Here is a 14,227-nt window from a genome sequence, read left to right on the forward strand (position 1 = left end):
GCTCGACCGGTCGCTCGAGCGTCTCCTGTCAGTCGCGCAGCACCGATACGTCGAAGACCGGCTTACAGGTCCCGCCCTCGAGGAACGTCTCGAACGCCTCGTCGGCCTCGAGCAGGCTATAGCGGTCGTCCATGAACGTCTCGGCGTCGACGTCGCCCGTGTCGATCAGGCGCAGCGCGTTCTCGAAGTCCTCGTACTTCGACGCGTACGAACACTGCAGGTCGATCTCTGAGCGGACGAGCGGCGAGTAGGGCATCGTCGTCTCGCCGGTCTGTCCGACGAGGACGATCTGGCCGCCCTTCCGGACCTCGTCGACGGCCGACGGCAGCCCCGACGGGTGGCCTGTCGTGTCGAAGACGACGTCGTAGCCGATGCCGTCGGTCAGTTCGTCGCGGACGGCGTCGAGATCGTCGTCGGCCACGTTGACCGTCTCGAAGCCGAGTTCTTCGGCGAGCGGGAGGCGGTAGTCGGCGTCCTGACCGACGCCGCTGACGACGACCTCGGCGCCCTGTGCGCGGGCGATCTGGGCGGTGAGGAGTCCGATCGGACCGGGGCCCTCGACGAGGACTCGCGTGCCGGCGCGTACGCGGGAGTTCTGGATGACGGCGCGGGCACCGATGCTGGTCGGTTCGACCATCGCCGCGTGTTGCTGTTCGACGCTGTCGGGGACGGGGTGGAGCGCGTCCTCGGGGACGGCGATATAGGGCTCGTAGGCACCGTTGTGGTCGACGCCCGTGATGACCGCGTTCTGACAGACGTTCGATTCGCCGATCTCGCACTGATAGCAGTCGCCGCACCCGCGGATCGGCCGTTCGACGACTCGGTCGCCGACCGAGAACTTCGTCACGGCGTCGCCAACCTCGACGACGCGACCTGAGTACTCGTGGCCGATGATCGTCGGCAGTTCCATCCGCTCGAACGCCGACTCGAACTCGTAGATGCCCGCGTCACTTCCGCACAGTCCCGCGTAGTCGACTTCGATCAGCGCCTCGTCCGGGGCGGGTTCCGGACGATCGCGATCGACGAGTTCCATCGCTCCTTCCTCTCGAGCAGTCTTGGCTAATCCTCGCATGATACCGGATCAGTGATACATGATTATAATTCTGTGGGGTTGGAATCGACGGACTGAGACCCAGTCGGTACTCGAGGAAGCCGCCTAACCGCGGCGCGGAGAGCAGATTCGAGCGGCTGTCCGTGTTCGGTCCCGACAACAGTGTGTTCTCGGGGGATCGCGATCGAACGCTCCCCACGAATGTGGATTTCCGACCGATCGTTGGCAGCGCTCTCGTCTCGAGGACCGCACGGATAGCGAACCGCTCGCGGTCGTCGCTCGACCGTCTCGGTCACGCTCGGTCGTTCCGGTCGTGAGATCGAACACCATGGTGACATGAACCGAGGCACTTATACTACATTATCAGAAATGAACGTGCAGATGGCTGACGCAGAGATCACAGTCCATACTGCAGCGAGTATCGACCGGATCGCGCCCGAAATCCACGGGCACTTCGCCGAACACCTGGGGCGGTGTATCTACGGCGGGATCTGGCACGCCGACAGCGCCGACGGGGACGGCTTCCGCGAGGACACCGTCTCCTTGCTCGAGGACCTCGAGTTGCCGGTGCTGCGGTGGCCGGGCGGCTGTTTCGCCGACGACTACCACTGGGAGGACGGCGTCGGCCCGCAGGACGAGCGGCCGCGCCGCCGGAACCTCTTCTGGGCGCAGGGTCCCGAAGAACTGCCCGAGGAATCCAATTCCTTCGGCAGCGACGAGTTCCTCGAACTCTGCGAGCGCATCGGCACCGAACCCTACCTGGCGGCGAACGTCGGCTCGGGCAGTCCCCAGGAAGCGGCCAACTGGGTCGAGTACTGTAACTACGACGGCGACACGGAACTGGCAGACCGACGCCGCGAGAACGGCCGCGAAGACCCCTACGGCGTGAAGTACTGGGGACTGGGCAACGAGAACTGGGGCTGTGGCGGCCAGATGAGCCCCGAGCAGTACGCCCGCGAGTACCGCCGGTACGCCACCTACGTCGGCACCCAGGCGAACCTGATGTTCGACCACGACCTCGAGCTCATCGCCTGCGGTTTCGAGGGCCACGAGTGGAACCGCCGCTTCCTCGAAGAAATCAACGAGGCGCCGTGGGGTGCGGAGTTCCCGCTGGACCACCTCACGCTGCACCACTACTACGGCCGCGGGACGAACGTCGCCGAGGCCGACGAGGACAAGTACGACCGCATGCTCGCGGAGGCCCTCGAGATGGAACGCCACATCGAGCGCATGGCCGGCGCGATCAACGCCGTGGCGACCACCCGCGACATCGGCGTCATCATCGACGAGTGGGGCACCTGGCACCCCGAAGCGACCGCCGACAACGGCCTCGAGCAGGAAGGGACCGTGTTCGACGCCCTCTCGGCGGCGGCGGTGCTCAACATCTTCAACGACAACAGCGACGTCGTCACGATGACCAACATCGCCCAGACGGTCAACGTCCTCCAGTGTCTCGTCGAAACCGACGAGGACGACGCCTGGGCCCGCCCGACCTACCGCGTCTTCGACCTCTACGCGCCGCACAAGGGCAACGAGGCCGTCCGGACCTCCGTCGACACGCCGACCCGCGACGTCGTCGACGGCGATTCGAACGACGAACTCCCGCTCGTCAATGCCTCCGCGTCCGTCGGCGACGACGGCACGTACGTCACCGTGACGAACCTCGACTGCCGCAGCGCCCAGACCGTCGACGTCTCCCTCGAGGGAACGGACCTGAACGAGGACGACATCCGCGGTGAGATTCTGTTCGCCGAGCAGGAGCCCGACTACGCGGTGACCAAGCACAACGCCGACGAGTTTACCGCCGACGACCTCGCCGTCCCGGCGGACGGGAGTTCGATCGAAGTGGAACTCCCGCCGTCGACCGTCGCCGCGATCTCGGTCGAGTAAGCGCTTCCGAACAACCGTTCTGTCCCGCGCCGTTCTTTTCTCGCGTCGTAATTGCGGACCTAGTCGGTCGAATTCGCGGAGACACTGCTCGAACCGGCTGGTGATCCACCGACCACAGCTCGAGCGTACGGCCAGCAAGCAGGGATCGAGGGTACGTTCGGAGAACAGCATTCGGACGCACGTTCGGAGAGCGGCGTTGCCGCACCACTCCTACTCCGATCTCCGTGCTCTCGTGACGGAGTTCACATCGTCTCACGCCGCCGGTAATCGTCGTGACCGTCCGTTTCAGCACGAGATGGCAAGACGGCTGATTCGGTACCTCGAGTCCGCAGTAGACTACGTTTCCCAATGAGAAATACATCTACTCGTCGGAAGCATCCCGCATTCTCCATGATTCTCAATACAGCCGCCCCATCTGATTACAACAGTACATTCGTAAATGTATTTTGTGTGATTCTGTTGTTTCTAATTAGGAAACACAGAGTGACAGTACATCCCACACGCAGTCCGCTTACACGATAGCGGTACCGATAGCACCCATTCGGTCGGCGATCGTACCAATAGGGGAGTAGGTGGACACCGATCCGCTTCGAATAGAGGCCGGAAATCTAATTCGCCACCGTAGTACCGCGCGAGCAACCGTGACAAACGACGGTTCGTCTCAAACGCTCTGTAGGTCATTATAGTCCACAATATTTTTTATCCCCTAAACAGAATAGAGGGCTATGCCACCATATGGCAATGAGCACACGGTAGAGTCAAGTCAGCGCTCTATCTCACGCAGAGGTCTTCTTCGCGCCGGCGCAGCTGGCGGTGCGATGGTCATGGCCGGTTGCGCGGGAAGCGACGAGGGGGAATCAGGAGGGACTGATACGTTCGTCGAGCCGACGACGACCCAGCCGACGAACTGGCAGTTCAATCACCTCAACCTGACCAATCCGTTCGCCCACGAGATGCAGTGCGATCCGCTCCAGCGATACCACATCGCCGACGAGGAGTTCGACTCGTACGCGGTCTCGGTCGAGGAGTTCAGCGGTGAGACTGCAGTGTTGAAGGTGCGAGACGGCCTCACGTGGCACAACGGAGACCCCGGTGATCCGGTCAACGCCGACGACCTCTACACGAAACTGGCGACCGACGCCATCATCGGCGACACGATCTCGACCCTCTGGACCGACATGCAACGGGCCGGCGACAAGTCCGTCGAGCTCACCCTCGACGGAACGGTCAACGAGCGGCTGTTCATGGACGCGCTCAACTACTACTGGCTCGAGACGCCACACCGGATGTACCGGGACTACGTCGAGCGGTGGGAGGATGCGACAACCGACGACGAAGTCGCCGATATTCGAAGCGATCTCCGCAACGACGCCTTCGACGAGCCGAAAGGGAACGGCCCCTTCCAGTTCGAGGAGCGGACGAACAACTATCTCCGGATGAGCCTCTACGAGCACCACCCGGACGCAGACAACATCAACTGGGACTACTGGGAAATTCAACGGGTCTCGACCGACACTGCGAGCGTACTGCTCGGGGGCGATATCGACGGCATCCGGAACTACACCGCACCGGAGTCCGTCTTCGACAGCGCTCCTGATAGTCTCTTGCACGCACAACTGCCCGCCCTGTGGGGCCACTCGTTGCCCTTCAACCACGAGGACGAGGACTTCGGCAATATCTACGTCCGCCAGGCCATCTGCGAGTTTATCGACCGGGACGCCTGCGCGAGCAATTACGGCCGCTTCGGACAGCCGGTCGAGGCGCCGAGCGGCCTCGTCGGAAACATCGACGGACAGAACGAACAAAGCGACCGCTGGCGGAACAAGGTCTCCGACGAGATGGCCGAGCAACTCCACCGGTACGACGATCCGGAGCGGGGCCGACGGCTCCTCGAGGAAGAGGGCTACCAGAAGGACGACGGCGAGTGGTACCGTCCCGACGGCAGCCGGTTCGAAGTGACGGTCAAAACCGTCGCCGGCTTCAACGACTGGCATCCCGTCTACGAGACGATCGTCGACAACCTCAACGGGGAGGGGATCGCCGCCGAGCTTCAGCAGATCGAGGAGTCGGCGTACTGGTCTAACCACTACCTCGCCGGCGACTTCCAACTGGCGTCGACGGGGTGGACGCTCCAGCGATCGAGCCCGTACTACGTCTTCGACATGTACTACAACATCGATCCGGAGTTCATGAACCTCTCCCCCGACGACCTCGAGGCGCCGCCGATGGGCGACCCCGACGGCGAACTCGAGTCCGTCGATCCGCGCGGATTGATGGAGGAGCTACTCGTTACGCAGGACGAAGCGGAAGCGACCAGTCTCGTCGACGAACTCGCGTGGATCACCAACCAGACGATGCCGATGCTGCAGATCAACGAAATTAACGATCCGGTCTGGTTCTACACTGACGACTGGGAGGTCCCGGAACCGGACTCGCCGAAGTACCAGTCGAAGTGGCCGCTCTGGTGGTTCCCGCGGTTCGGCGACCTACAGGCGAAGTAGGGCTGCGACGCTCGGCGCCGATCCGTCAGTAAAACGGAACCATTATAGGACAACACCTACCACACTCATTCAAATTAATGTACATAATAAAGCGTCTCGGGCAAGCAGTTATCACGTTTCTCGCCGTGATAACCGTGACGTTCGGGCTGATTCGAGCGATGCCTGGTGGTCCGGCGGAGTACATCAGGGCCCAAGTCATGCAGAACCGCGGATCGAACGGCGTCGATATGTCCCAACTCAACTCGCTCGTCGAGTCGTACACGAACGTCGACCCGTCGACGCCGCTGTACGTCCAGTACTTCGATTATCTCACCAGCGTCCTGCAGGGGGATCTCGGGCAATCGGTGTGGTTCAACCGCCCCGTTAGCGGCATCATTATCGAAGCCGCCCCGTGGACGATCTTCCTCCTGACGATCGCAATCTTGCTTTCGTTCGCGATCGGGATCGTTCTCGGGGCCGTCATGGCGTATCAAGAGGGAAGCCGATTCGACGTCGGCTCGACGGTCGTCTCGATGTTTCTAAACTCGGTTCCTTACTACATCGCGGCGATCTTCCTGGTGTATGTTCTCTCCATCCAGCTGAGTGTCTTCCCGCAGTCGGGGAACTACTCGACCAGCATCGATCCGTCGCTGTCGGTCGCGTTCATTTCCGACGTCCTGTACCACGCGACGCTCCCGATCGCGTCCCTCGTCGTGACCGGCTTCGGCGGGACGGCGGTCACGATGCGAGGGAACGCCATCCAGGAGATCGGTGAAGACTACATTCGGGTTGCGAACCTCCGCGGCGTCCCCGGACGGCGAATCGCGATTCGATACGTCGGTCGAAACGCCGTGTTGCCGATGTACACGAGCCTGATGATCTCCATCGGATTCATGTTCGGCGGCTCGGTCATCCTCGAGGAGATTTTCGCGTACCCCGGGCTGGGGTACTACCTCCTGCAGGGAATCCACAGCGGCGATTACCCGCTGATGATGGGCATCTTCCTCGTTATCACCGTCGCGGTTCTGATCTGTATCCTGATCGCGGATCTCACGTACGGAAAGATCGATCCGCGGATCAGCGAAGGCCAGTCCAAAGAGGCATACTAAGAGGTGACTGACAATGGCTGAAACGAATTCGACGTTCGACGCGACCGACGACCGAGACGGAGCAAGCGACGGGCCGAGAGCGACTCGGTCGGAACTGTACAGGGAGTGGCTTGACGTCGCCGTTCTCGCCCCGCTACGGGTCATCTGGGACGACTGGCGGACGCAGCTCGGCTCCCTCATTATCCTGTTTTACGTCTTGATGGGGACGGTCGGACTCTATCTCGTTCCTGCGCCGACGCAAGGACAGGGGCCGAACCGCACGCCGCCGTTCCAGAGTATGTCGTACCCGCTCGGAACGGACAATCTCGGGACGAGCCTCCTGTCGGAGATCGTGTACGCGACGCCGCCGATGCTGAAGATGATCCTGGCCGGAGCGGTGTTCTCGACGATCATGGCAGTGGGTATCGGAACCGTCTCGGGCTACAAGGGTGGGTTCGTCGACAGGGTTCTGACTACCTTTACCGACATTGCGATGACTATCCCCGGCCTACCTCTGATCATCCTCCTGGTCGCCGTCTTCGACCCGCGGAGCCCGTACTTGGTCGGAATCTTCCTCTCGATCAACGCGTGGGCGGGCCTCGCGCGATCGATTCGATCCCAGGTGCTTTCGATCAGGGATCACACGTACGTCGAGGTCTCGAGGATCATGGGTGCACCCCTTACGAGAATCCTCAAGGACGACGTTATCCCAAATATCATGCCCTACGTACTGATCAACTTCGTTAACTCCGCGCGGGGGGTGATCTTCGGATCGGTCGCCCTGTACTATCTCGGGCTCCTGAACAGCGTCGGAAGCAACTGGGGAATCATGCTCAACAACGCCTACACGAACGCCGCCATCTACTCGCTCGAGATGGTATACTGGCTACTCATTCCGATGATAACGATCGTCACGCTCTCGTTCGGATTGGTACTGTTCGCACAGGGCACTGAAAAACTGTTCAACCCGCGGATTCGGGCGCGTCACGCGGAAACCGTCGAAGACACTGCGCCGTACGAGGAATAACGATGCAACAACAACAACACGCACGAACGTCGTCGGTCGACGATCCGATCTTTGAGGTCCGTAACACGAGCGTCTCGTTCGACATGGAACGCGGCGAATCGAAGGTATTGAACGAGGTTTCCCTCGACATCGAACGAGGCGAGGTCCTCGGCGTCGTCGGGGAGAGCGGGAGCGGGAAATCGATGTTCGCCTCGGCGTTGCTCGACGCGGTCGTCGATCCCGGCATCCTCACCGGCGATATCACCTACCATCCTGAGTCGGGCGAATCCATCGACCTGCTCGAGCTCTCCGACGAGGAGATCAAGCAGGTCCGCTGGGAGGAGATCGCGATGGTCTTCCAGGGCGCGATGAGTTCGTTCAACCCGACGATGACGATCGGAGACCACTTCCGAGAGACGCTGTCCGTCCACGATTACGACGTCGAGGAAGGGATGGCCCGCGCCGAGGAACTACTCTCTGACCTCTACCTCGAGGCCGACCAAGTGCTCGACTCCTACCCGCACGAGTTGTCGGGCGGCATGTCCCAGAGGGCGTTGATCGCCCTCTCGCTCGTCCTCGAGCCCGAAGTACTGGTGATGGACGAACCGACCGCCGCGCTGGACTTGCTGATGCAGCGCAGCATCATCCAACTTATCCGGGAGATCGCCGAACAGCGAGATCTGACGATCGTCTTCATCACCCACGACCTGCCGCTTGTCGCGAACCTGGCCGATCGGATCGCCGTCCTGTACGCCTTCGAGTTCGTCGAGGTCGGCGACGCGTACGAGGTGCTGAAGGCGGCGAAACACCCCTACACGCGAGCGTTGCTCAATTCGACGCCCAATCTCGATACGCCGCGCGAACAGATGAAGCCGATCGAGGGGGCGGCGCCGGATCCGGTGTCGGTTCCCGAGGGCTGTTCCTACCATCCCCGATGTCCGCTATCCGATGCGGTCTGCGAACGCGACGACCCGCCGCTAGATTCGGACGCGGACGACGGACACGTCGCGGCGTGTCACTACGTCGAAGACGTCCCCGATGCGGTACCGCTGACCCTTCAGGAGGTGAAGATCAATGAGTAACGATCACGTCGTCGCCCTCGAGAACGTCGAGGTCCACTTCGAGTCGGATTCGTCGATGCTCTCTCGGCTGCGCGGCGACACTGACATCGTCAAGGCGGTCGACGACGTCTCGCTTTCGATCCCCGAGAACGACGTCGTCGCGCTGGTCGGCGAGTCCGGCTGCGGAAAGACGACCCTCGGAAAGACGGCGATCGGCGTCCAGCGGCCGACCGCCGGCACGGTGTCGTACCGCGGGCAAGACATCTGGAAGGCCAAAGACGGGGAAGGAACCGTCGAGATTCCCTTCGACGAAATTCGGCAATCGCTCCAGATCATCCCGCAGGACCCGGGTGCGTCGCTCAATCCGAACAAGACGGTCCAGCACTCCCTCGAGGCGCCGCTCAAGCTTCGCAAGCCGGAGATGGACGCCTTCGATCGCCGAGAGCGCATCTACGAAATGCTCGAGCGAGTCGGCATGTCCCCGCCGGAGGACTACGCCAAGCGGTTCCCCCACCAGCTCTCGGGCGGCGAGAAACAGCGCGTCGCGCTCATTCGGGCGCTGTTGATGAACCCCGATCTCATCCTCGCCGACGAGGCGGTGTCGGCGCTCGACGTCTCCCTGCGGATCGACATGATGGACCTGATGCTGGAACTGCAGGGGCAGTTCAACACCTCCTTCCTGTTTATCAGCCACAACCTCTCGAACGCCAGCTACGTCGCCGGGAAGTCCGACGGTCGGATCGGCATCATGTACCTCGGCGAGCTGGTCGAACTCGGCCCCATCGACGAGGTGCTCGAGAATCCGAAACACCCCTACACGAAGGCGCTGGTGTGGGCGACGCCGAACCTCGATCCCGATGTCGATGAACCGGACGGCTCGCCACTTCGGAAGATTGACGTGCCGGATCCGCGGAACCCACCTTCGGGCTGTCGGTTCCACACCCGCTGTCCGAAAGCGCGCGAAGCCTGTAAGCACAGCGCGCCCGACGCGGTGCCGGTCGACGGCGACGACGACCACACGGTGACCTGCTTCCGGGAACTCGACACCCACGAGTACTGGGACAGTCCCGAACTTACGGACGAACCGGACGATACCGCACGGCTCGAGAACGAGCCGACGCAGTAGCGGTTCCCACGATCTGGGCCTGACAGTCTCCAGTACTTCTATTACGCCGCCGTCGAAACGAGCGTGCAATGAACACGAGCGAAGCGATATTCCGGGGGCTCCTCGCGATCACCCTGACGCTGGCGGTTATCCTGCTGGCGCTGTTTCCCTTCCAAGAACCCGGATCGGGGGGATACGTTATCTCCGTGCTGACGCTGTCGATCCAGGGCGTGGTGATTCTCGTCGCGGCGGCCGGACTCTACTTCGGCTGGGAGCCGTTCTCGTTTCTCGACGAAAGCTAGCCCGCTGCAGGCTTACGTCCCGTTCTCGGCTTCAGCCGTATTCTCCCGGTCCGCGGTCAACCGAACCATCGAGTACGGCGGAAGCGACACCGTGACGCTATCCTCGTCGACCACCGCGCTGTCGGTCGTCGGCGTGATCCGGTCGGGCTCCTCGAGCGTGTTTCGGTCGTACATCGTCTCCGCCGAGAGGCGGTCGACGGTGATTTCGCCCCCGTTGACGGCCGCCAGCGGCTCGCCCGACACCGTGACGTCGATAGCGTCGGCCCCGGCGTCGCGGTGGACGAGGATGACGGCGAGATCATGCTCGTCGGCGTCGGTCACCGCCATCGCGTCGACTGCGGGCTCGTCGGTCACCGGCTCGAGTTCGCCGAACCACTCGCTCGTGTCCGCCCCCCAGGTCGTCTCCGTCGAAAAGGTGTGGCAGGTCACGTCGACGCCGATCGGGGTCCCGCCGATGAGCCCCGAACCGAGCTGCTGGCCGTAGTAACAGGGGTCGGCCCACACGCGTCCCTGCGACTTCCGGAGGCCGCCGCCGTGGTTCCCGACGCCGGAGTGGGTCACCATCTCGACGGTGCCGCTCCGGATGCACTCGTGGATGATCGTGGCGTCGAAGACGACCTCGGTGATGCTCTTGTTCGTCGGGAGCGTCTCGCGGTCGAGTTGGTGCTTCTGAGAGTCTGTGGACGGTTCGGTGTCGTCCTCTGGCTCGTCGAACCGGGTGAACAGTTGCAGCTCCGTAATCGCCTGTCGCACGTCCTCGAGGCCGGCGTCCCGGCAGTCGGCTGCGACCGCCTCGTACTCCTCGCGCAACTGGCTCGCGACGCCCGAGTGGGCGTTGAACAGTTCGACCGGATCGGTCTCGGGACTGGCGTGACACTCCATGAGGACGTGGTCCGTGAGCCAGTCGTCCGCGTCGAGTTCCTCGAGCAGCGGCTCGTTCCAGTCGGTCAGTCGGTTCCCGCAGGCCAGCACCTCGATCGAGTCGTCGACGGACTCCATCGCGTTCTTGAACCGGCGGAACCGGTCCGCGTTACCCCTCGGCGTCGTCCAGCCGATCTGCCACGAGCCGTAGAGTTCGTTCCCGACCTCCCAGTAGGTGACGTCGTACGGGTCGGGGTGGCCGTGTTCGGCCCGCAGCGCGCCCATCTCGGTGTCGGTCGAGCCGTTGCAGTACTCCACCCAGCGGGCCGCTTCCTCGGGCGTCGCGCTCCCGGCGTTCAGGCAGATCATCGGCTCGCAGCCGACCGCCTCGCAGAGCGCGACGAACTCGTCGGTGCCGAACAGGTTCGTCTCGAGGGCGTCCCACGCCGGGTTCGGCTTCGTCGGCCGCTCCTCTATCGGGCCGACGCCGTCCTCCCAGTGGTAGCCGGAGACGAAGTTCCCGCCGGGCCACCGGAGCACGGAGAGGTTCATCTCCGAGAGCAACTCGACGATTTCGGGATCGGCCGTGGCGACGTGATCGTCGGGATAACAGCAGACGCGGTCGACGACGACGTTCGCGTCCGACGCCTGCGTGGTCACGCTGAACCCGTACAGACGCTCGTCCTCCCGGTCGACCGGCGGCAGCTCGAGCGAGAACGAGACGGTCCGGTTCTCGTCTCGAGCGGTCACCTCGGTTTCGGCGAGTAGCGTGCCGATCGAGCCGTCGTCGTCGACCTCGTGGATGGCGAGACGAACCGACGTCTCCTCGGCGGCGCGCAGCGTTACCTGCCCCTCGAACGCGGTCGTCCGGTGGACTGGAAGGTAACACCACTGCGCGAGCCCGTCGTATCCGTCCGTGGATCCGGTCTCGAACCGCTGTGCGCGGTCGTCCGCCGTTCCGATGTCGGGGCTCGTTCGAACGTCCGCGGCGTGCCCGTACGGGAACCACCACAGCGCAGTGCCATCGTGATACGCGCGCTGCAACCGCTCGGCGGCCGGCAACCCGTGGGTCTCGGCGTAGGTCTCGATCCGCTCGTCGATGGCGTCGGGGTCGGAGAGCTCGCTGTTCCCGCCGTCGGCACCGTACTGCTGGTCCCCGAACTTCCAGGAGCCGAAGGTCGGATTGAACAGCACCTGCGCCTCGAGGACGTTCGTCACGTTCCGCGGCGTGTAGAGGTGTTCGCCGAATTTGCTATACAGTTCGGGAGACACGTCGTCGCCCCGGCGCGAGGGATCGAGCCGAACGGTCGCTCGAGACTCGGACTCGCCGCTCGCGTGCGTGAAAAGGTCTGCCATGATCGTTCGGAATTGTTTCACAGCCTATCATAAATGTGTGGGTCGCCGACGGGACGGACTTACAGCAGTATTTATATGTCATTGTGTGCTGTTCGCACACAATAGACGATGATGAACGCAGACGCAGTCCCGCTTTCGGACGTGACGATCACCGACGACTTCTGGCGTCCGCGAATCGAGACGAACCGGGACGTGACGATCGAGTACCAGTACGAGCAACTCGAGACGAGCGGCTGCCTCGAGAACTTCCGGCGGGCCGCCGCCGGCGAAACGGGCGGCTTCGAGGGGTTCTGGTTCGCCGATACGGACGCGTACAAGTGGATCGAGGCCGCCAGTTACGTCCTCGCGACGACCGACGACCCTGACCTGGAGGAACGGGTCGACGAGGTCGTCGACCTGATCGCCGCCGCGCAGGAGGACGACGGCTACCTCAACACGTACTTCGCGCTCGAGGAGCCGGCGAAGAAGTGGACGAACCTCAACATGATGCACGAACTGTACTGCGCGGGCCACCTCATCGAAGCGGCCGTTGCGCACTACCGTGCGACGGGGAAGACGTCGTTGCTCGACGTCGCGACGAAATTCGCCGACTACATCGACGAGGTGTTCCCAGACGAGGTCGACGGCGCGCCGGGCCACCAGGAGATCGAACTCGCCCTGGTGAAACTCGCCCGCGCGACCGGCGAGGATCGCTATGTCGAACTCGCCGCCTACTTCATCGACGTTCGGGGCCGCACCGACCGCTTCGAGCGGGAGTTCGAGAACACCGAGGAGATCGCCGGCTACGACTCCGACGACGGCGGAATCGCCGAGAGCGCTCGCGGCGCGTTCTACGAAGACGGCGAGTACGACGGCACGTACGCGCAAGCGCACGCCCCGCTCGAGGAGCAGGACGCCGTCGAGGGTCACGCCGTGCGGGCGATGTACTTCTTCGCCGGCGCCGCGGACGTCGCCGCGGAGATGGGTGACGACGAACTGCTCGAGCACTTAGAGCGGCTCTGGCGGAACATGACGACGAAGCGGCTGTACGTCACCGGCGGCATCGGGTCGGCCCACGAGGGCGAGCGGTTCACCGAGGACTACGACCTGCCCAACGACACGGCCTACGCCGAGACCTGCGCGGCGATCGGGAGCGTCTTCTGGAACCGGCGCATGTTCGAACTGACCGGCGACGCGAAGTACGCCGACCTCATCGAACGGACGCTCTACAACGGCTTCCTGGCCGGCGTCTCGCTCGACGGCACCGAGTTCTTCTACGACAACCGCCTCGAGAGCGACGGGAGCCACGGCCGTCAGGGCTGGTTCGACTGCGCGTGCTGTCCGCCCAACGTCGCGCGGTTGTTCGCCTCGCTCGAGCGGTACCTGTACACCGTCGACGGGCGGGAACTCTACGTCAACCAGTACGTCGAGAGTACGGCGACACCGACGGTCGACGACGCCGAACTCGAGGTCGCACAGACGACCGACTACCCCTGGGACAGCGAGGTGACGATCGACGTCGAGGCGCCGGAACCGACGCAGGCGACGATCTCCCTTCGCGTCCCCGAGTGGTGCGACGAGGCGTCGATCGAGGTGAACGGGGAGCCGATCCCGGTCGACGGCGACGGGTACGTCTCCCTCGAGCGCACGTGGGACGACGATCGAATCACCGCGACTTTCGAGATGTCGGTTACCGTCGTCCGCAGCCATCCCGCGGTCGCGGCCAACGCCGGCCGCGTCGCCCTCGAGCGCGGGCCGATCGTGTACTGCCTCGAGGAGCCCGACGCCGAGCGACCGGTGCATCAGTACCGCGTCGACTCGACGACCGACCTGGAGCCGGTTTACCGGGACGACCTCCTGGGCGGCGTGACCGTCCTCGAGGGGGAAGCGCCGGTCCCGGCTCTCGACGGTTGGGGGAACAGCCTCTACCGACCGGCCGAGGAATGCGAGGAGACGACGGCCCAATTGACCGCGATCCCGTACTACGCGTGGGATAACCGCGAAAGCAGTGCGATGCGCGTCTGGCTACAGGAAAACTAAGCGGAGAC

At 63.4% G+C, this 14,227-nt stretch carries 10 protein-coding genes; 8 read left to right on the forward strand and 2 right to left on the reverse strand.

Annotated features, from left to right (window positions below; genetic code table 11):
* Positions 1-28: 28 nt before the first annotated feature.
* A complete protein-coding gene (locus HALXA_RS18725) occupies positions 29-1,072 on the reverse strand; it encodes a zinc-dependent alcohol dehydrogenase (RefSeq protein WP_013875833.1) in 1,044 nt (347 codons plus the stop codon).
* Positions 1,073-1,432: 360 nt separating this feature from the next.
* On the opposite strand from HALXA_RS18725, the gene HALXA_RS18730 reads away from it, so the two are divergent.
* The 7 genes from HALXA_RS18730 to HALXA_RS18760 all read left to right on the forward strand — a co-directional run bounded on the left by HALXA_RS18730 (position 1,433) and on the right by HALXA_RS18760 (position 9,983).
* Complete coding sequence (locus tag HALXA_RS18730; RefSeq protein WP_049895606.1) at positions 1,433-2,941, forward strand: alpha-N-arabinofuranosidase; 1,509 nt, start codon at positions 1,433-1,435, stop codon at positions 2,939-2,941.
* An 818-nt stretch (positions 2,942-3,759) separates the two neighbouring features.
* Entirely contained in the window at positions 3,760-5,442 is a 1,683-nt protein-coding gene (locus HALXA_RS18735; RefSeq protein WP_013875835.1) for an ABC transporter substrate-binding protein, read from the forward strand.
* A gap of 77 nt (positions 5,443-5,519) precedes the next feature.
* A complete protein-coding gene (locus HALXA_RS18740) occupies positions 5,520-6,530 on the forward strand; it encodes an ABC transporter permease (RefSeq protein WP_013875836.1) in 1,011 nt (336 codons plus the stop codon).
* Positions 6,531-6,543: 13 nt separating this feature from the next.
* Positions 6,544-7,536, forward strand: coding sequence for an ABC transporter permease (locus tag HALXA_RS18745; protein ID WP_013875837.1), 993 nt, complete (start codon positions 6,544-6,546; stop codon positions 7,534-7,536).
* Between the two features lie 2 nt (positions 7,537-7,538).
* On the forward strand, positions 7,539-8,597 hold the full coding sequence (locus HALXA_RS18750) for an ABC transporter ATP-binding protein (protein WP_013875838.1): 1,059 nt from the start codon (positions 7,539-7,541) through the stop codon (positions 8,595-8,597).
* Positions 8,590-9,702: an ABC transporter ATP-binding protein gene (locus tag HALXA_RS18755; protein WP_013875839.1), complete on the forward strand. Its 1,113-nt coding sequence runs from the start codon at positions 8,590-8,592 to the stop codon at positions 9,700-9,702. Before HALXA_RS18750 ends, HALXA_RS18755 begins: the two co-directional genes overlap by 8 nt.
* A gap of 68 nt (positions 9,703-9,770) precedes the next feature.
* Complete coding sequence (locus tag HALXA_RS18760; protein ID WP_013875840.1) at positions 9,771-9,983, forward strand: hypothetical protein; 213 nt, start codon at positions 9,771-9,773, stop codon at positions 9,981-9,983.
* Positions 9,984-9,995: 12 nt separating this feature from the next.
* Here the strand turns inward: HALXA_RS18760 and HALXA_RS18765 are convergent, their stop codons facing one another.
* The gene (locus HALXA_RS18765; protein ID WP_013875841.1) at positions 9,996-12,200 is read right to left on the reverse strand and encodes an alpha-L-arabinofuranosidase C-terminal domain-containing protein; all 2,205 of its coding nucleotides are present in this window, start codon (positions 12,198-12,200) and stop codon (positions 9,996-9,998) included.
* 108 nt (positions 12,201-12,308) lie between these two features.
* Here HALXA_RS18765 and HALXA_RS18770 point away from each other — a divergent pair, with 108 nt between their 5' ends.
* Positions 12,309-14,219, forward strand: a complete 1,911-nt coding sequence (locus tag HALXA_RS18770; RefSeq protein ID WP_013875842.1) for a glycoside hydrolase family 127 protein — start codon at positions 12,309-12,311, stop codon at positions 14,217-14,219.
* Positions 14,220-14,227 lie beyond the last annotated feature (8 nt).

The sequence above is a fragment of the Halopiger xanaduensis SH-6 genome (assembly GCF_000217715.1).
GTDB lineage: Archaea > Halobacteriota > Halobacteria > Halobacteriales > Natrialbaceae > Halopiger > Halopiger xanaduensis.